At 63.0% G+C, this 20,183-nt stretch carries 12 protein-coding genes and 1 tRNA gene; 12 read left to right on the top strand and 1 reads right to left on the bottom strand.

The window, feature by feature from the left end; genetic code table 11:
- A partial coding sequence (locus tag HUK84_RS01430) for a thioredoxin domain-containing protein (RefSeq protein ID WP_176638617.1) occupies window positions 1-666 on the bottom strand: 666 nt, incomplete at its 3' end.
- A gap of 246 nt (window positions 667-912) precedes the next feature.
- Between HUK84_RS01430 and HUK84_RS01425 the strand changes: the two genes are divergently transcribed.
- The 12 genes from HUK84_RS01425 to drmC all read left to right on the top strand — a co-directional run bounded on the left by HUK84_RS01425 (window position 913) and on the right by drmC (window position 20,159).
- Window positions 913-987, top strand: a tRNA-Gly gene (locus HUK84_RS01425).
- A 281-nt stretch (window positions 988-1,268) separates the two neighbouring features.
- Complete coding sequence (locus HUK84_RS01420) at window positions 1,269-1,991, top strand: hypothetical protein (protein WP_176638616.1); 723 nt, start codon at window positions 1,269-1,271, stop codon at window positions 1,989-1,991.
- 152 nt (window positions 1,992-2,143) lie between these two features.
- On the top strand, window positions 2,144-2,386 hold the full coding sequence (mads1, locus tag HUK84_RS01415; protein ID WP_176638615.1) for a methylation-associated defense system helix-turn-helix domain-containing protein MAD1: 243 nt from the start codon (window positions 2,144-2,146) through the stop codon (window positions 2,384-2,386).
- A gap of 5 nt (window positions 2,387-2,391) precedes the next feature.
- Window positions 2,392-3,477: a DNA cytosine methyltransferase gene (locus HUK84_RS01410; protein WP_317135211.1), complete on the top strand. Its 1,086-nt coding sequence runs from the start codon at window positions 2,392-2,394 to the stop codon at window positions 3,475-3,477.
- Window positions 3,449-3,874 (top strand): very short patch repair endonuclease, encoded by a 426-nt coding sequence (locus HUK84_RS01405; protein ID WP_218064133.1) that lies wholly within the window; start codon window positions 3,449-3,451, stop codon window positions 3,872-3,874. The genes HUK84_RS01410 and HUK84_RS01405 overlap by 29 nt, the downstream gene beginning before the upstream one ends.
- A complete protein-coding gene (drmD, locus tag HUK84_RS01400) occupies window positions 3,871-6,993 on the top strand; it encodes a DISARM system SNF2-like helicase DrmD (RefSeq protein WP_317135210.1) in 3,123 nt (1,040 codons plus the stop codon). Before HUK84_RS01405 ends, drmD begins: the two co-directional genes overlap by 4 nt.
- Window positions 6,990-11,102 (top strand): Eco57I restriction-modification methylase domain-containing protein, encoded by a 4,113-nt coding sequence (locus tag HUK84_RS01395; RefSeq protein WP_176638612.1) that lies wholly within the window; start codon window positions 6,990-6,992, stop codon window positions 11,100-11,102. The genes drmD and HUK84_RS01395 overlap by 4 nt, the downstream gene beginning before the upstream one ends.
- Window positions 11,099-12,517, top strand: a complete 1,419-nt coding sequence (locus HUK84_RS01390) for an ATP-binding protein (protein ID WP_176638611.1) — start codon at window positions 11,099-11,101, stop codon at window positions 12,515-12,517. The genes HUK84_RS01395 and HUK84_RS01390 overlap by 4 nt, the downstream gene beginning before the upstream one ends.
- A 3-nt stretch (window positions 12,518-12,520) precedes the next feature.
- Window positions 12,521-13,561 (top strand): O-methyltransferase, encoded by a 1,041-nt coding sequence (locus HUK84_RS01385; RefSeq protein ID WP_176638610.1) that lies wholly within the window; start codon window positions 12,521-12,523, stop codon window positions 13,559-13,561.
- 18 nt (window positions 13,562-13,579) lie between these two features.
- A complete protein-coding gene (gene drmA, locus HUK84_RS01380) occupies window positions 13,580-17,560 on the top strand; it encodes a DISARM system helicase DrmA (RefSeq protein ID WP_176638609.1) in 3,981 nt (1,326 codons plus the stop codon).
- Window positions 17,557-19,398 (top strand): DUF1998 domain-containing protein, encoded by a 1,842-nt coding sequence (drmB, locus tag HUK84_RS01375; protein ID WP_176638608.1) that lies wholly within the window; start codon window positions 17,557-17,559, stop codon window positions 19,396-19,398. The genes drmA and drmB overlap by 4 nt, the downstream gene beginning before the upstream one ends.
- Window positions 19,398-20,159: a DISARM system phospholipase D-like protein DrmC gene (drmC, locus tag HUK84_RS01370; RefSeq protein ID WP_176638607.1), complete on the top strand. Its 762-nt coding sequence runs from the start codon at window positions 19,398-19,400 to the stop codon at window positions 20,157-20,159. Before drmB ends, drmC begins: the two co-directional genes overlap by 1 nt.
- Window positions 20,160-20,183 lie beyond the last annotated feature (24 nt).

The following is a 20,183-nucleotide window of genomic DNA, read 5'->3' as shown; positions in this document are numbered from 1 at the left end:
GCCCTCGGCGGCGTCCTCGTCGCCCATCAGGATCAGCGCGCGCGCCAGCCCACCCCAGGCCGCGGGGTTTTCGGGCTCGATCTCGATGGTCTGGGAAAACAGGCCGGCCGCCTCCTCGGCGCTGTTGGCCTCCAGCGCGGCCCGGGCGGCGGCGATCAGGTCGGCCGACGGCATGCCGCCCCCGCCCGCTTCCTTCAACAGCCCCTCGACGAAGCGCCGGATCTCGCTCTCCGGCAGGGCCCCCTGGAACAGATCCAGGATCTGCCCTTTCCAGAAGGCCGCCACCAGGGGAATCGACTGCAACGGCAGCCCGACCTGCGTCAGTTGCTGGGCCAGCGCGCGATTGGCGTCGATGTCGATCTTCACCAGCTTCACCCGCCCGCCGGCCGAGCGGACGATCTTCTCCAGCACCGGGGTCAGTTGGCGGCACGGACCGCACCAGGACGCCCAGAAATCGACCAGCACCGGCAGGCTGCGGCTGGCTTCCAGCACGTCCTGCATGAAACTGTCCTGGGTGCCATCGACGATCAATCCGGCATCGCCGCCTCCCCCGGCGGCGCCCACGGCGGCGGCCGTCGGCACGCCCGATTCGTCCACCAGGCCGCCAACGGCGTCCGCCGCGGCGCCACCTCGTCCTGTGCGGGACTGACCGATGATGTACTCCATGAAACCCGATCCTGCTTGCCTGACTGGTGATCCGCCGCTGCCCGCCCCCGGCCACGCCCGGCCGTCCCCGGGCCCGGTCACCCGACCGGCGCGCCCAACGGCATCACCATGATACCCCATAACATTGTCGCCCGCCTCCCGTCCCACAAGCGCCGATGCGGACGAACGACAAAAAACGCCCCAGATGAATTTTACCCCCTTGCCAGCCCCCCCGCTTTCCCCTAAACCGCCGTTCACCGACACGATGCGGGCGTAGCTCAGGGGTAGAGCACAACCTTGCCAAGGTTGGGGTCGAGGGTTCGAATCCCTTCGCCCGCTCCAATTTCCTCTAAGGAAATCAGAGCGTTACGAGAAGGCCGCCGCGAGGCGGCCTTTCGCTTTTCCGCCGTGGTGTCCACATGGTGTCCACCGCATCGGAACAGAACTATCTCACTCTCGCGCAAGGCTGGACTCAGCTACGGACGGGACGCTGCCTTGCCGGCCCCGGACTCCACTCGTTAAATCTCTGCCCATGAGCTTCGGAACCCAGCCTGAGCACGAAACCGGGCCGAGAGTTCGGCCGGTCGGCTTCACCAACGCATCGACAAGAGAGTGAATGCTCCATGGAGCGAACCGAAGAGTTCGTCGACGATCGACAGAAATCGTGGTGCATTCACTGCGCGCGATCGCTCGTTGGCCTTGACACGAGCGACGACCATGTTCCGTCGAAAAGCCTGCTGTCGAAGCCGCGCCCGCACCACTTGCCGGTCGTCGCGATTTGCAAGGAATGCAACACCAGCGTCTCGCGGGATGAACAATACGCGGTGACGTTTCTGAGCTGCGTCCTCTCCGGCTCCAGCGCGCCCGAGCAACAATCGAATGCGAGCGCCGCCCGCGCGTTGGCAGCGAGTCCCAGGCTGCGCACTCTGATCGAGCGATCGCGGACCGAATACACGACTGTGGGAGGTGAGAAGCGATTCCTGTGGAAGCCGGACGTGGAGCGCCTCAACCGAGTGGTGGTGAAGAACGCTCGCGGACACGCTTACTTTGAATGGGGGGAGCCTATGCTCAATGCCCCCATCCACGTCTGGACCACTCCACTCGAAAGCATGTCTTCCGAACAGCGCTCGGACTTCGAGAGCGCGGGCGAAGGCCCAGGTTTGGCCGTATGGCCAGAGGTTGGGAGCCGCATGATGTCCCGCCTCGTGACCGGCGCCGACCTGTTGGACGGCTGGGTGATAGTTCAGCCCGGCACCTATCGGTATTCCGTGGACGCGTCCGGGGGCCTTAGGGTGCGGACGGTTCTATGGGAATACCTCGCCACCGAGGTTCTGTGGGAATCCTAGCCACCAGCGCAAGGAATGATCCGCCTCGCCGCTCCTCGCACAATTCGCAATTCTCCGCTTAGATCGGCCTAAATCAGACCAAACCCGCTTTACTCAGCCCGGTTTCGGTGGAATAATCCCGTCGTCTGTGTCGGCGGAAGAAAGGGCGATTCATGTCCGATCGCTGGATGTCCGTCGAGGAAATCGCCGGCTATCTGGGAGTGAGCAAAGACACGATCTACGGCTGGATAACCAAGAGGGACATGCCGGCCCACAAGGTCGGAAGGCTTTGGAAGTTCAAGTCGGACGAGGTCGATTCATGGGTCAGGGCCGGTAAAGCATCCGACGAGGGCGATGAGCATGCGGTGAGTGATGCAAAAGGTCGAGAAAAGCGCGCCACGAAGGGGAAGCAATGAGTAGAGTGGCGTGCATCGACTTGTTTTGTGGCGCGGGCGGTCTGACGCATGGCCTGATCCAAGCGGGCATCCTGGTCGTCGCAGGCATTGATGTCGATGCGGCTTGCCGCTACCCGTTCGAAACCAACAACAGCTCGCGCTTCATCGCCAAAGACATCAAGAACGTAAAACCGGCGGACCTAAAGAAGCTCTATGGTGATGCCGAGATCCGGATTTTAGCCGGTTGCGCGCCCTGTCAGCCATTCTCGACCTATTCCCAACGCTACGACACGTTGACGAGTCCGCGCTGGCCCCTGCTGTACCAGTTCGCGCGCCTCATAAAGTCAGTCCGGCCGGACGTCGTGACCATGGAAAACGTGCCTCTGGTCGAAAAGCACGCGGTGTTCGACGACTTCGTCGCCACTCTGCGTCGGCTGGGTTACAACGTCTGGCAAGGCGTCGTCGATTGCACCCAATATGGCTTGCCGCAAACTAGGCGGCGGATGGTCATATTGGCGAGCCTGATCGGTCCGATTGAGCTGATCGCGCCGACGCACGAAAAGCCGCGGACCGTCAAAGACGCGATCGGAAAGCTACCCGCCATTGAAGCCGGCAGCGCTCACAAAAGCGACGCATTCCATATGTCGTCCAGGCTTTCGGATCTCAACCTAGAGCGCATCCGTGCCTCCCGCCCCGGCGGGACGTGGCGCGACTGGCCCAAACGGCTGGTCGCAGAATGCCATCGCAAGGAAACCGGCCGCACCTATCCTGGCGTCTACGGGCGCATGACCTGGGACGACCCTGCTCCGACGATCACGACGCAGTTCTATGGTTTCGGCAACGGTCGGTTCGGTCATCCCGAACAGGATCGGGGTATCTCCTTGCGAGAGGGCGCCATCCTGCAAGGGTTCCCGAAGGACTATGCCTTCGTGCCGGAGGGCAGTCCCACCCATTTCAAGGTTCTCGGCCGAATGATCGGCAATGCTGTGCCCGTCGTCCTCGGCGAGGCGATCGGACAGAGCATTTCGGCTCACCTCGGCATCAAGGCCGATCGGGAGGGCCAAAAGCAGGGAGGCATCGCGGATGTCGCGCGTAAGCCCCTCGTCGCATGAAGCGAGCCACCGAATGGCTCGAGTGCGGCAGAAGGGCACCGACGCCGAACTTTCCTTACGTAAGGCGCTGCACGCCAGAGGGCTGCGCTATCGCTTGCACGTCCCGCTACTGACGAAGCCGCGTCGAGTCGCAGACATCGTATTTTCGAGCGCCCGGGTGGCCATCTTCGTCGATGGTTGCTTCTGGCACGGTTGCCCGCAACACGCCTCCTGGCCGAAGAGCAACGCGCAATTCTGGCGCGACAAGATCGAAACCAACCGGGCTCGCGACGCGGACACCGATCAACGCCTCCGGGCTTCGGGTTGGCGGGTCGTCCGTGTTTGGTCTCACGAAAGCGCTGGTGATGCGGCCGAACGCATCGAAGACATCGTTCGTGCCGGGGAGAGTGCGCGGTGATCGTCAGGGGGGCTGGCAGCGCGGCCGCACAGATAGCGCATCACACCATCCCCGAGCCCGGCCAGTTGGTGGAAGCTCGCCGGCGTCAATGGATCGTTTCTGAAGTGGAGGACGGCTCGGTCGCCCCTGGTCTGCCCAAACGCCACCTCATTCGGTTGGCTTCGATCGACGAGGATGCCCTCGGCGAGGAAATCGAGGTTTTGTGGGAATTGGAACCCGGCGCTCATGTCATTGAGCGCGCCGGCCTGCCGCGTATCACGGGTTTGGACGATCCAGACACGCTGCAAGCGTTTCTCGACGCCGTCCAATGGGGAGCGGCCACCAACGCAGACAGAGCGTACTTGCAAGCGCCCTTCCGTAGTGGCGTCAGCATCGAGGATTTCCAGCTCGACCCGCTAGTGCGCGCGATCGACATGGCTCGCACGAGCCTGCTCATCGCCGACGACGTCGGTCTCGGCAAGACGATCGAAGCCGGTCTCGTGGTCCAAGAGATGCTCCTCCGCCACCGTGCCCGTACAGTGCTGGTGTTGTGCCCAGCGTCGCTGCAAGAAAAGTGGCGCGCGGAGATGCAAGAAAAATTCGGCCTCGATTTTCGGATCGTGGATACCGAGTTCGTCAAGCATCTGCGACGCGAGCGAGGGCTGCACGCCAACCCGTGGACGTCGTTCCCTCTCCTGATCACCTCGATGGATTGGGCGAAGCAGGGTGAAGGCCTGCGCCTGTTTCGTGATGCCTTGCCGCCCTCGGTCACACATCCCCGCAAATTCGATCTCTTGGTAATCGACGAGGCGCACAACGTCGCGCCAACGGTCGGACACTATGCCGTCGAGAGCCTCAGGACGCGGCTGGTCCGCCTTCTCGCACCCCATTTCCAGCACAAGCTGTTCCTGACCGCCACGCCGCACGATGGCTACACCGAATCGTTCACCGCTCTGCTCGAACTCCTCGACGATCAACGGTTCGCCAGAAACGTCCTGCCGAGCGAGCCTCAGCGCGCCCGAGTCATGGTGCGGCGGCTGAAGAGCGACCTCGTCGACGCGAGCGGCAATCGACTCTATCCGGTACGGCGCCTCGAAGCCCTCGGTGTCAACTACGCCGAGGACGAGCGAGACATCCGTCATCTTCTCGGGGACTACATATCCAGCCGGGAGCGGGGGGAAAAAGGCGCACGAGCCGTCGATCGCTTCGTCCATCAATTGCTGCGCAAGCGCCTGTCGTCGTCACCCGCGGCGTTCGCGACCACGCTGGAACGGCACGTCGCGACCATCGAAGGGCGCATCGCGGCCGACCGCGGCCAACGAAAGTTGGATGAGCGCATCCTCCGCCGGGCCATCTCGAAGGCGGAGGAAGACTACGCCGACGATGCCCAGCGCGAGATGGCGGAAGAAGAGGCGATTGGCGAAGCCAGCAAGCACGCCCGCCCGCCCGACGAGCGAGAAAGGCTGATGCTCCAGCGTTTGCGATCCTGGGCTCAGCAAGCGTCACACAAAGAGGACTCCAAGGCTCGCGCCATCCTGGAGTGGCTTGCCAAGCATCTCCAGGTCGATGGCCAGTGGACAGACGAGCGCGTCATACTCTTCACCGAATACCGGACGACACAGCAGTGGATGCACCAGATCCTTGCTGCCCACGGCTTCGGTGGCGACCGGCTGGCGTTGATCTATGGCGGGATGGATTACGACGAACGCGAAACCGTGAAGGCCGCGTTCCAGGCCAGCCCCAAGGAATCGCCAGTCAGAATCCTCCTGGCGACCGATGCCGCTTCGGAAGGCATCGACCTCCAAAACCACTGCCATCTGATGATCCACTTGGAGATTCCTTACAATCCCAACGTGATGGAGCAGCGGAACGGCCGCATCGACCGGCACGGTCAGCGCTCCGGCGAGGTGGTCATTTGGCACCCGGTCGACGATGAGGGAGACCACGGCGAGGACATTCTGCGTGCCCTGCGCAAGCTCAATGCCATGCGGGCCGACATGGGCAGCGTCAATCCGGTCATCGCCCCTCAGTTGCCGGACCTGATCGAGGGGCGCCGGCGCGACCTGGATACCCGGCTCGCCGAAGCCCGCATGGAAAAGTCTCGCCGCTTCGTCAGAGCGGAGCGCGATCTCCGGGAACGCATCGCGAAGCTTCATGAACGCCTCGCCGAGACCAAACGAGAGCAAAATCTTGCGCCCGACCATGTCGAAAGGTCGGTGAGGACGGCTCTGCGCCTATCGGACAAACCGGACCTGGAGCCCGTTTCCCTTCCGGGGGCTCTCGATGGATCGGTCTTCAGGATGCCGGCGCTGTCGGGTTCATGGTCGCGATGCCTCGAAGGTCTCGAGCATCCTTATACAAAGAAGGTTCGACCGATCACCTTCGATCACGACGTGGCGAAGGGGCGCGACGACGTCGTGCTGGTGCATCTCAATCACCGCCTCGTTCAGATGAGTTTGCGCCTGCTCCGCGCCGAGATCTGGGCGCGCGACGACGTAAAGAAGATCCATCGCGTCACCGCCCGGTCGCTTCCCGACGGTCGCTTGGAAGCTCCGACCGTCGTCGTCGTTTCCCGCTTGGTGATCACGGGCGGCAGTCACCATCGCCTGCACGAGGAACTCACCGAGGCCGGCGGCTATCTGCGCGACGCGGGCTTCCGCCGCGAGGAGCGCGTCACAGAGTTGCGTCGGTGGCTCCAGGAATCCAAACCAGCGGCGCTTCCGGATACGACCTTCGCGGCGCTGCGCACCCGCTTCGACAAGCAGCGCGACTCCGTCCTGGCTGCGGTCGAGGCGCGTTCCAAAGATCGCCTGCGCTTCCTGTCCAACTCGATCGACACCCGCCGGGAAAAGGAGAGCGACGACATCCGCCAGGTGCTCGACGATCTCGACAAGGCTCTGCGGGCCGAACTCGTCGCCGACCGCGAGCCGCAACAGCTCTCGCTCTTCTCCGAAGATGAGCGCACCCAGCTACGACGCGATCATGCCGCTCTGGAAGCACGCCTCGCCCGCATTCCGCTGGAGCGGGAGCAAGAGGTGCGCGCCATCGAGAACAGATACTCCAATGTCCGGGATCACACCTTTCCCGTGGCCGTCGTCCTGCTCGTGCCCGACTCGCTGACGACGGAGCGGACCACATGAGCGCCAACCACGATTGGCTCAACCTCATCGAGGTGTCGGGGCCGTTCCTCGCGGTGCCCGTGCTTCGGGAGGTGCTTCCCCAAGGCTTGGAAGCCCTCACCTCCGGCCGACCTCAACGGCTCCGCGCCGCCTACGACGAATGGCGTGACGCCGTCGATGCGGACGATCCCGATATGCCGGCGATACATTCGGCGTGGATCGACGAGGTTCTCCAAAGCGCCCTGGAGGTGGACGATCAGGTTTTGCGCCGGGCGGCGACATTTCCGGAGCGGCTGAAGGTGTCGCTCCCGGAGCACGGCGTCACGATCGCACCCGACCTGGCGATCGTCAATCCGACCCTGGGCGACGACCCGCTCCTGCTCGTCCAGCTCTATGATCCCGACACCGATCTCGACGCCACCCGGAACTACGACGGTCTGGCTACGACCCCGGGCGACCGCATGGTGTCGGTGCTTCGCGCCGCCGGATGCCCGGTCGGTCTCGTGACCAACGGCGAACGCTGGATGCTGGTTCATGCGCCGGCCGGCGCTGTCGCGAGCTTCGCCAGTTGGTATGCCCGCCTGTGGGGCCAGGAGCCCGAAACGCTCCGCGCCTTCGTCAGCCTGCTCGGGGTTCGTCGGTTCTTCGGCCCGGAAGCCGAAAGGCTACCGGCGTTGTTCGAACGATCGCTGAAGCACCAGGACGATGTGACCGACGCACTCGGCGAGCAGGTCCGCCGTGCGGTCGAAGTCCTGGTCCAGTCTCTCGACCGCGCCGATCAGGATCGCAACCGGGATCTCTTGCACGACGTCGATCCGAAGGAACTCTACGAGGCCGGACTGACGGTCATGATGCGGCTCGTCTTCCTCCTCGCGGCGGAAGAACGCGGCCTGCTTCTCCTCGGCGATCCCAGATACGATTCGTTCTACGCGCTCTCCAGCCTGCGCATGCAGTTGCGCGCCGACTCCGAGGAGATTCTCGAACGTCGACGTTCGGCGTGGTCACGGCTGCTCGCGCTGTTTCGTGGCGTCTATGGCGGAATCGATCATCCGGTGCTTCGGCTCCCGGCGATGGGCGGATCACTCTTCGATCCGGACCGCTACCCGTTCCTCGAAGGGCGCAAGAAAGGGACGAGTTGGCGGAGCGACCCAGCGGAGCCGCTGCCGATCGACGATCGGACGGTCCTCCTCCTGCTGGAAGCGATCCAGACCTTCGAGGGGCGCACGCTGTCCTATCGCGCGCTCGACGTGGAACAGATCGGTCACGTCTATGAAGGCCTCCTCGAACGGACGGTCCAGCGCGTCGATGACGTGACGCTCGAACTCGAAGGATCGGCCAAGGCCAAGAATGCGCGCGTCGCGCTCGGCGAGATCGAATCCGCGCGCCTCGACGGCGCCGCCAGGATCATCGAACTCCTGAAAGAGCGGAGCGAGCGCTCCGAGCCGGCCATTCGCAACGCTATCGGCCGAGAACTGGATGAGCGCGTCGCCGCGCGGCTGCTCACCGTCTGCCGTGGCGACGTGGCCCTGCGCGACCGCATCCTGCCCTTTGCCGAACTCCTGCGAACGGACCCGTGGGGATACCCTCTGGTCCATCACGCCGGCGCCTTCGTCGTCGTCCTCGGCGCCGACCGGCGCGAGAGTGGGACGCACTACACGCCCAAAAGTCTGACCAAAAAGATCGTCGAGGAGACGCTGACCCCGATCGTCTATCGGGGCCCGGCCGAAGGCACGGCACGCGAGGATTGGAAGCTCAAGAGCGCCGACGAACTCCTCGACCTCAAGATCTGCGACCCCGCGATGGGCTCTGGCGCATTCCTCGTGCAGGCTTGCCGGTGGCTCGCCGACCGGATGGTCGAGGCTTGGTCCGATGTCGAAGCGGGTGGCGGCCGGATCGACGACGAGGGCTACATTCGCGTGGCGGATGACGCCACGGGATTCGAGCCGCTGTCGCGCGACACCGAGGAACGCGCCATCCTGGCGCGTCGCCTGATCGCCGAGCGCTGCCTCTATGGCGTCGACAAGAACCCGCTCGCGGTCGAACTCGCCAAGCTGTCGCTCTGGCTGACCACGCTCGCCAAGGGGCGGCCTTTCGGCTTCCTCGATCACAATCTGCGGAGTGGCGACAGCCTTCTCGGCATCCATGATCTCGGGCAGCTCATCGAGCTGGACATGAAGCCAAAGGGCAAAGCCCAGCTTCGCCTTTTCGGCCGGACCATCCGATCGGCCGTCGATAAGGCGCTCGAACTTCGCAGTCGGCTTCGTTCGATCCCAATCCGCGACATCGGTGATGTCGAGGCGATGGCCGCGCTCGACGCTCAATCGCGCAATGAACTGGCCCTGCCGGGACTGATTGCCGATGCCCTTGTTGGCATTGTCCTCGCCGATGACCGTGCCGTGAGAATTACGTCGCTAGCGTCCACCGCCGACGAAGCTGCTGGCGGTGACGCGAATGCGCGGACCCGCTTGCTGCGGCAAAGACAGGTCGACCTTGCAAGCGATGCGCCTGACGGTGTTCCCCGACGTCCGCTTCATTGGCCGCTTGAATTCCCGGAAGTCTTCTTGCGGGACAACGGTGGGTTCGATGCTTTTACTGGCAATCCGCCATTTTTAGGCGGACAGCGGATCACCGGCGTTGCGGGCACCGTCTATCGGGATTGGCTCGTGGAGCAGATTGCCGAAGGACGACGGGGATCGGCCGATCTGGTCGCGTATTTCTTCTTACGCGCTTATTCGCTCCTCCGCGACGGAGGTGGATTCGGGTTGCTTGCAGTCAACACCATCGCGGAAGGCGACACGCGACAGGTTGGTTTGGAAGCAATGATCAGCGGAAGTGCAGTAATCCATGCCGCCTATCCGAATGAGCCCTGGCCCGGAAAGGCGGCGGTCGTCACCAGCCGGGTGCATGTTCATAAGGGCGAGTGGCGAGGGGTCCGCTCGTTACTTGGTCGGCCCACTTCCTTCGTTTCAGCTTTTTTGTCCGATCGTGAAGAATGGAGTCCAAAGCGGCTCAAAATTAACGAGGGCACTACCTATCAAGGCTCGATCGTGCTCGGCTTGGGATTCGTACTTTCGCCCGAAGAAGCACAACGGATGCTAGATGCCGACTCTAGAAATGCCGAGGTGATCCTACCTTATCTTGACGGAGACGACCTAAAATCAGTTCCGGAGCAAAAGGCTACTCGATGGGCGATCGATTTCTGGGACTGGCCGGAAACGGAGGCAAGATCTTATAATTTGCCATATGAATATTTAGAGGAAAATGTAAAATCGGAACGCCTTGCCAATAACGACAAGGGCGCACGAGAAAAGTGGTGGCTGTATCTTCGGGCGAGATCGGAGCTGTATCATGCCATCGGTCGCGGACATCACTTCAAACAGCATCCCAAAGGTTGGGATGCGCAAGCCCGCCCTCTTGAAAATATTCTTGTGGCTGGGCGCGTCGGAAAATATTTCAATCCGTCGGTGGTTCCAAATGACGTCATCTTTCACGAGAAGTGTGTCGTTTTTGCTGTGACAGAGCCTTATGCCTACGCGGCGATTTTCAATTCGTCTCCGGTCGATGCGTGGGTATGGAAACAGTCCTCCCGAATGAAGCTCGATCTGAATTTCTCGCCATCCGACGCGGTCGAAACTTTTCCCTTCTTGAAGTCTTCAGACATCATTCCCTTCGATCAGATTGGTCGTGACTACCTGCAATCACGACGACAGGTGATGACCGATCCGGCTAATCCGATCGGTCTCACGAAGCTCTACAATCGCTTCCACGACGAGGAAGACGTCGACGCACACATCGTGCGGTTACGCGAGATGCACCGCGAGATCGACGCCGCCGTCATGCGCGCCTACGGGTGGGGCGATCTCGACCTCGGGCACGGCTACCACGAGCAACCGAACCTCGCGGAGAATGACCGCGTTCGCTTCACGATTTCCGATGCTGCGCGCGCCGAGGTGCTTCGACGGTTCGCTGAGCTGAACCGTCAGCGCTACGAGGATGAGCAAGCCGCCACGCCTGCGACGAAGCTGCGTGCGCCAAAGAGCCCGAGGAAGGCGACGCCCACTAGCCAAGGCGCGCTCGACCTCGTCGATGCGCCCGCGAAGATGGCCGGTACATGGAGGACGAGCAAATGAAGCTCAGCAACGACACCGCGAAAGCGGTGCCCACCAAGCAGTTCTTCGTGTCCATGCTGACCCGCGACATCAGCCTCGATGACGCGATCCTCGACCTGATCGACAACTGCCTCGACGGCGCGCTGCGCCTCGCGAACGGCAACGACGTCGAATATGCGAAGCACTACGTCAGGATTAAGCTCTCGAAGGACCAGTTCTCCATTGAGGACAACTGCGGCGGCATCCCTCGCGACGTTGCCATCAAATATGCGTTCAAGATGGGTCGCGACGCCGACGACCAGCGCGACGCAGATACCGAGACGATCGGCATGTACGGCGTCGGCATGAAGCGTGCGCTCTTCAAGATGGGCACCGATGCGCTCGTGAAGACGCGGCATGGCAACGACACCTTCGAGGTTCACATCGACTCGAAGTGGCTCGACGATAAGGAGTGGAGCGAGTTACCGATCAAGGTTCCGAGCAGTGCCAGCGAGAAGCTCTCGAAGCCCGGCACCACGATCGTGGTCAAGGATCTCTACCCGGGCGTCGCCAAACACTTCTCCAACGCCGCGTTCGTGAACGAGGTGGAGACCGCGATCTCCCACCACTTCACGATGTTCCTGCAGCGCGGCCTCAAGATCGAGATCAATGGTAAGGCGGTGAAGCCCGTTCACGTCGAGGTGCTCGTCTCCATGCGCAAGGACGGCCCAGCACCCTACGTCTACCAGAAAACGATCGACGGAGTGCTCGTCTCCATAACCGTCGGCCTGAACACTAGCCGCCAATACGACTCTGACGATGATGACGAAGACGGCGACTTCGCAGGCCAGCGCAACTCCGCGACCGCGGGATGGACCGTACTCTGCAACGACCGCGCGGTCATCGTCGGTGACAAGAACCGCCTGACGGGCTGGGGCGACGGCATCCCGCTCTACCACGACCAGTTCATCGTCATCACAGGCATCATCGAGTTCCGGGCCAAGGACGCGAAGAAGCTGCCTGTCACGACCACGAAGCGCGCGCTCGACACGTCATCGAACGTCTGGCTCGAGTCCCTCGTCAAGATGAAGGAGGGCATGCGGGTTTGGATCTCGTACACGAACCAGTGGAAGAACCACCCGCGCGAAGACCAAGCGAGCCACTGGTCCGACGCCAAGCCGATGTCGCTGAGCAAGGCGATCGAAGCGGTCTCTCCGCGCGTGACCAGCAAGAAGGGCAGCGACGCTCTGGAGTTCGATCCGCGCAAGGTGAAGGGCGCGCTGCCCGAGCCGAAGGGCAGCACGCCGTCGGCCCGTCGCATCGTCTTCTCGCGCTCTGCGGAAGAGGTGCGGGCAGTGTCGACGATGCTCTTCGACGACGCGAACGAGAAGCCCGGCATCGTCGGCGACAAGTGCTTCGAGATCCAACTCGTGAAGGCCAACAAGAAGGGGGCCTGATCGATGAGTGGGTCTTCACTACCATACCGGCTTCGGCCGAATAAGGCGGTCGACCGAGAGCTGTTCCTCTCGCTGTTGATGCGCCTCGCCCCGAGGCTCGGGCTCGAGAAGTACCACTACGTGAGCCTTGGTGGCCCGTTCCTCGAAGACTTCCGCCTCGTGCATTCTCGCATCGGGATCGGTAGCAAGAAGAAGCGCCGCACCATCGGCAAGCTGACCTGCATCGAGTCCGAGGAGGAGGTCCATAAGCGACAGCGGTTCAACCGCCCCGTGGCCGCCATCAAGTGCGTCCACTCGACCCTCGAGAAGTTCCTCGACCAGACGACCTTCACGACGCCGGCCATCATCTGGTTCGACTACACCGCGCCCAAGGGCATCGCCTCCCAGATCCAGCGCTTCGCTGCGACTGTCGGGACAGTGCCGGTCGGAAGCGTCCTGCGCGTGACGCTCAACGGCAACCCGACTTCGCTCGGCAGCGGTGGAGAGGAGCCGTCCGGGAAGGACCTTTCCGTCGAGGTCGATGGCGACGTCTCTGCCGACCGAGCCCAGAAGCCGACGAAGGCCGAGTGGCGCCTTGAGCAGTTCAAGCAGCGGCTGGGTACGCTCGTGCCCGCCGGGCTGACCGCCGACGCCATGATGCACAAGAAGTATGGCCCGACACTTCTCCAGGTGCTGAAGCTGGCCGTCGAGAAGCAGGCTCTGAGCTTCACCGACCGCCAGATCGTCTGGGCACTGGCGACGCACTACGCCGATGATCAGCCAATGGTGACGGCGACTCTGATCGTGGTCTCTCGAGAAGACACGGCCACCGAGAAGTTGATCGAGGGATGGGAGTTCTACTCAACTCCCGACGAGCCCCACCGAATCGAGCTGCCTGCGCTGTCCTCGCTGGAACGACTCACGATGGAGTCGAACAACAACGCGCACAATAAGCTCGGGTTCGACCTCGCGAAGGTCATCGAGTCCAAGCTGGGTGTCGACCCCGTCGACGTGTTCAAGAAATTCTACCGGCTGTACCCGCACTTCTCGCGAGTGGAGCTGTAAAGAGATGGAAATCCACGCATGACGACGACCACCGCACCGAACGCACAGGCATGGCTCGCCAAGGACGCGACGTCGCTCGGCCCGTTCGTCGTTCGGCTCGACGGTGATCGCATTGGCGGCGCCATCGCTCCCGGCCACTGGGTGGTCGTCGTGGACGCGGCCGGAGCCCTGAAACGCATTGGGCGCATCCTCCGCATCCGCACCGACCTCGAAGCTACCACGCTCTATTTCGACAAGCTCCACGTCGTCGTGTCGCCGACACCGTTGAGCGGATTGGGTCTCACTGCCCCCACCGGACCGATCAACCGCCTTCCTTGGGATGATTTCCTGCGCGCAGCGAAGGCGGTCGGGATTTCCGACATCGATGCCGTTCCGCTCATCCAGAACGTCGCCTATGTGCGCGATCTGCTCGAAGTGGCTGTCCGTGATGATCTTCTCGGCCCTGCCGGCGGGCCGCACGAGCTAATCAAGGATATGAGCGTTCGCGACCGCTATCTGGTCGGGAAACTCGCACCCCGCCGGCCAGACGATGGCGAGACCATCCTCGTCGAGCCAGCGGCTGCCGCCGATGAGATCGGCGACATCGAGGATGAACGAACCGCGCCCATCCACGAACCTGGCGCCGAATTCGCGAGCGCTTCCGGCCGCGTAGAGCCCGAGGATGACGCCCTCGACGAGATCGACACCACGAACAATCAATCGCTCGTGCCCTCCAGCCTGGGGCTCACTTTCTGCGTCGCGCAGGGCATGGACTCGCTCGCGGTCGAGGTTCGGTGGGGGCGTTACGAGCGCGTCCCGAGTGACGAACACGACGTGGTCAAGACCCGGAGGAATCGGGCGACCGGGAAAGAGGAAGAGACGAAGGTCAAGGTGTGGCGACGCATCCCGTGCGGCGGCGTCGTCCCCCTGCCGCTGAAGGATGGGCCGATAAAGCCGTCGACTCCAGATCGCGACCAGCCCGACGTCAGGCTGCAAGGGACCGTCCGGACCAACGATCAGGGAGAGCGCCTCGTCACCCTGTTCCTGGTGAACGGCCAATTGGAGCCCGAGGACAACAAGGATCGCGCCTGGCTGTTTCAGCCGGAGATCGCCGCGACGGCGCCGAACGGCGCCGCGGACAAGGCGATCTTCAGGCGGCGCCCCTCCAATGAAATCGTCGTCGACGATCCCGAACGTGATCGCTTGGCGCTGATCTACCGCAATCGGCTGGAATTCGCCGTCGGCCATGGCGTGTCGGTCCACGCCGACGCGACACCGGAAGATTCCGCAAAGGCTTGGCGCGTCCGAACGGAAATCGTCCCGCGCTACGAGGTGGCCGTCACGGAGACGCCGGGCCTCGACCCCGGCGACCGTCCGGCCATGCGCAGGATGGTCGACAAGGGTTGGCTCGACATGGGCCGCCTCGCCGAGATGGAGCCGCAGCAGTTGCGGGATGCTCTGTCGTGCCTGGTCGACGACTATGCCGTCTGGATCAAGGAGCAGCGGGCGCGGCTGAAGGGCGAGATCACGGGTTTCGACGATCCGGGCCGGGACGTGATCGTCCGATGCGAAGAAACCCTGCGCCGCCTTCGCGAAGGGATGAACACGCTCTTTTCCGACGACGCGGCGTTGACGGCCTTTCGCTTCGCCAACAGGTCCATGGCGCTACAGCGTGTGCGGAGCCTCTATGCCCTCAAGCGCCGGCGGGGCGAGGCCGCCGATGTCTCGCAGATCGACATCCCGAGGAACCGATCCTGGCGGCCCTTCCAGTTGGCCTTCCTCCTCTTGTCGGTGCCCTCGCTCGCGGACCCGGCGAATCCCGATCGAACGAAGCCCGTGGAAGCCTTCGCCGACTTGCTGTGGTTTCCGACGGGTGGCGGTAAGACCGAAGCCTATCTTGGCGTCGCCGCCTTCGCCATGGCGATGCGTCGCCTGAAGAACGACCTCGGCGGCCTCGACGCCTCGCGCGGCCTCGCCGTCATTATGCGCTACACGCTGCGTCTCCTTACGTTGCAGCAATTCCAGCGTGCGACTGCCCTGTTGTGCGCGATGGAAGTGATCCGTCGCCGGGACGAGAACACCTGGGGTAAGGAGCCGTTCTCGCTCGGATTGTGGGTCGGCAACAGAGTGACGCCGGGCCGGACAGAAGACGCCCACCAGGCGATCGAAGCACTGCGCAACGGTGATCGAAATCGCGTTGGCATCGCGTCGCCTGCGCAATTGACGAGCTGTCCTTGGTGCGGCTCGGAGATCTCCGCAGGCCGCGACATCGAGGTCGACAGAATCCTCGGCCGGACCCTCATCCATTGCGGAGACAAGCTCGGCACCTGCGAATTCTCGCGAGCTGGCTCCAGCGGGCTCGCCCACCCCGGATTGCCCGTGAAGGTGGTCGACGAGGAAATCTACCATCGCCCCCCGACGATGATGATCGCGACCGTCGACAAGTTCGCCATGATGGCCTGGCGACCGGAAGTCCGAACCCTCTTCGGCCGGGTCGAGGAAGAATGCGAGCGTCACGGCTTGCTCTGGCCGGGGCACGATTGCGGCACGGGCCATCGCGCGCGAGGTGCTTATCCCGCAGCGAAGGTGAAGCCGGTGCGAGCCGCTCTGCGGCCTCCCGATCTCGTCATCCAGGACGAGTTCCACCTCATCAGCGGCCCGCTCGGCACCATGGTCGGCCTCTATGAGAGCGCCGTCGACGAGCTGAGCACCTGGCCCCTCGGTGACACCAAGGTTCGGCCGAAGGTCGTGGCGTCCACCGCGACCGTCCGGCGCGCCGAAGATCAGGTGCGCAACGTGTTCATGCGGAGGATTTCGGTCTTTCCGCCATCCGGTCTCGACGTCGAGGACAACTTCTTCTCCGTCCAGCGGTGCATCGAAGGGAAGCCCGGCCGCCGCTACATGGGCATATGCGCGCCCGGCAGCTCTCGCCCGGCGGTACTGATCCGGACGTACACGGCCTTCCTTACCGCAGCGCAGGCTCTCTTCGACCGCTTCGGTCCGGTCGCCGACCCCTACATGACGCTGGTCGGCTACTTCAATTCGCTGCGCGAGCTGGGCGGAATGAAGCGCCTCGCTGAAGACGACGTTCAGACGCGATCCTTCCGCGTGGCCATGAGCCTCGTCGATCGGCCAGGCTTGTCGCAGCGGCGAGTCGACGACGTCCGCGAACTGACGTCCCGTGTCTCAAGTCACGACATCCCGCGCTATCTCGATCAGCTCGAAATCCCCTTCAACGGGACGTTCGACCCCGCGACGGGGAAATGGATCGAGAACCGGGCTCCGGGCGACCCGCGCCCGATCGACGTCGTGCTGGCCACCAACATGCTCTCGGTCGGAGTCGACGTGAACCGCCTCGGCGTGATGGTCGTCAACGGTCAACCGAAGGGAACGGCCGAGTATATCCAGGCGACCAGCCGCGTCGGCCGCACGCCGCCGGGCTTGGTCGCCACCGTCCTCACCTGGGCGCGTCCGCGCGACCTCTCCCACTACGAGACGTTCGAGCACTACCACGCGACCTTCTATCAGCACGTCGAAGCGCAATCCGTGACGCCGTTCTCACCGCGGGCGTTGGACCGTGGCCTCACGGGGGCAATGCTGTCGATCATGCGCAACATGTACGACCCGTTCGCCCCGAACACCGGGGCGGGGGCGATGAACAGCCCGAGCCGACCAGAGATGTTGACAACGATCGGTGTCGTGGCCGAGCGGACATGGGAAGTCACCGAGGACTCTGCCAAGAAATCGCTGACCGAGCAGGAATTGAAGCAGCGCGCAGACGATTGGGCCAAAGAGGCGGGCGTCGGAGGCCGGACGCTCGTCTATCAGAAGTATGGGGCAGGCCCGACCGCGTATCCCCTGTTGGAAGCTCCAGGCGTGAAGCCGTGGACGGATTGGACCGTCCCGATGTCGATGCGTGAGGTCGAACCCGGCGTGAGGCTGGTGATGGAGGACTCGCGCTCGACGAGCGATCCAACCTGGCGAGCCCGCGTCACCCCAACGGATGGGAGTGACACATGAGCAAGACGCCCGTCGGGGAAGTCCGTCCGAGCCAGCTTCTGTGGACCTACGGTCCTGGCGCGTTGGTCGATTTGCCCAATCTCTCGGTCGTCACCATGGGGATCGACCGATGGGAGAGGGATAGATGCCAGCCCATACAGGAGGCGCGCCTGTTGGCGAACGTCCGCAGCGTTCTCGGGCCTCAGGTAGAATCACTGCGAATGCCGCCGATCGGCGAGCGCGACGTCGTCGACCCGTTCTCTCCGGCCGCCCTTATCGGCGTTCCAGTGAAGCCGTTTCCCAGATGGTTGCGCTGCGTGAAATGCGGGCTGTTGTCGCCGTTCGATGCCGGTTTGTTCAAGCTGAAAGAAAACCGATACCGCCCGGAGTTGACCCGCTTCGTCCATGAGGGATGCCGGGGCTCGAACAACGATCAGCGAGCCCGTGACGCCGACGCCGTGCCGGCCCGCTTCCTGACGGCTTGCCGCGCCGGACATCTGGACGATTTTCCGTGGCATTGGTTCGTTCATGGCGGCCCCTCCGACTGTCGCGGGACCCTACGGTTCTTCGAAAGTGGCGCATCGCTTCAAACAGAGAACCTCTGGGTGAAGTGCGACGCCTGCGGCGCGTCGAAGAACATGGCTCAAGCCTTTGGTCAGGCTGGCAGGGACAATCTGCCCGCGTGCCGCGGCAGGCATCCGCACATTGATCGTTTCGACGAAGATTGCCCGGAAGACCCGCGAGCGATTCTGCTCGGCGCGACCAATGGCTGGTTTCCCATCACGTTGTCGGTCCTCGCCATCCCCAAGACGGGCAGTCCTCTCGCACAACTCGTCGGCGACGGCTGGACGTTCTTCGAGGATGTCTCGTCGGCCGATGAGGTTGGTTTCGTCGTCAAGACCCTCAAAAAGACGGCGCAGCTTCCTGGTATCGACCAATTCTCCAACGATCAGATTTGGTCGGCCATCCAAGCCCACCGAAGCGGAGGGGCGGATGTCGGACAAAGCGACCTCAAAGAGCCGGAATGGCAGGTTCTGATCGCAGACGATCCGCCCACCGACTATCCCCATTTCATGAGCAAGAAGGTCGGGATTCCGAAGGGCTTCGAAACGGCGATCACGCGCGTCTTGCTGTTGGAGCGGCTGCGCGAAGTGAATGCTCTGCTCGGTTTCACCCGCGTCGAGTCCCCGGACGAGGGATCGGGTGACGATGCGGCGCCGAGGGCTCCGCTCGGACGTTCAGCTCCCGATTGGGTACCGGCGACACAGGTCCACGGCGAAGGCATCTTCATTCGCTTCGATGCCGATGCGCTGAAATCATGGGCCGACGAGAATGCGGTCAAGGACGTCGACGCTCGCTTACGCATGGGACATCGAGGGTGGCGTCAAAAACGGAATCTCGATCCGAGAGAAGGCTATCCCGGCGTGCGCTATGTGTTGCTGCACACCTTGGCGCACATGCTGATCAGAGAGCTGGCTCTCGAATGCGGGTATAACGCGGCCAGCATCCGCGAAAGGATCTACGCGGAAATCGACGAAGAGAAAGATCAAGCCGGGTTCCTCATCTACACGGCGGCGGCCGATTCCGACGGAACGCTCGGCGGTTTGGTCGAATTGGGCAAGCCGGAGAACCTCGGACGGCTCCTTCGCCAAGCCTTGGACCGAGCCCACGTTTGCGCCTCGGATCCCCTGTGCTCCGAGCATGACCCCAACAAGGATCAATCGCTGCACGGGGCGGCCTGCCATGCTTGCTCCTTCGTGTCGGAGACGTCCTGCGAGCGAGGCAATCGGCATCTCGACCGGGCTCTGGTGGTTCCAACGCTCGAAAACTCAAGCGCCGCGTTTTTCCGGAACTCGTGATGGGATCGCTCCTGGACGCGGTCGCGGCGTTGGCTGCCTTGTTGTCACCCGCGAAGATCGAAGCGATCGCATCGCGGCTGCGACGCGCTTCTCCATCGGTTCGGGAACAAGAGCTTCAGCAAATCGTCGGCACACCGGCTGCCCGTGCGGCCCTGGAATCGTTCGTGACAGCCTGGCGGGGTACTGCGTTGTCCGGAGACGTCGTGGCCGGAATGCTGCTGGCTGCCGCCCATACCCGGCAGCGCATGCAGCAAGAATGCGATGTCGAGCTCGTCTGGACTGGACCGACGACACCATTCGTTGCCCCCCGTCGAACCGAACAGGTGCTCCTGGACGTAATCCAAAGGGTGACGAAGGAACTCTTTATCGTGAGCTTCGTCGCCTATGATGTTGCATCGATCATAGCCGCGATCAACTCGGCCATCGCTCGAGGAGTCGACACTCGAATTCTCGTCGAAGCCTCTGTGACCCAAGGCGGCAGCTTACTCGTCGATCCGGTATCGACGATGAGAAACGCCGTTCCTTCGGCCAAATTGTATGTTTGGACCGACCGGCCGCATCCGTTCACCAACGGTCGAGTTCACGCGAAGGTGGCCGTTGCTGATGGTGTCGTTGCATTCGTGACGAGCGCCAACCTCACTGGACACGCACTCGAAAAGAACATGGAGGCAGGGCTTCTGCTCACTGGCGGCCATGTCCCCTCCAGTTTACGTGATCATCTGTACGCATTGATCGAGACGAAAGTGATTCGACCGGCCTAACAGCTACAATATTAGAAGAGACAC

The sequence above is a fragment of the Nguyenibacter vanlangensis genome (genome assembly GCF_013376155.1).
In the GTDB taxonomy this organism is placed as follows: domain Bacteria; phylum Pseudomonadota; class Alphaproteobacteria; order Acetobacterales; family Acetobacteraceae; genus Gluconacetobacter; species Gluconacetobacter vanlangensis.
Note: the sequence above shows the minus strand (reverse complement) of the source record. Positions and strands in the feature narration are given on the sequence as shown.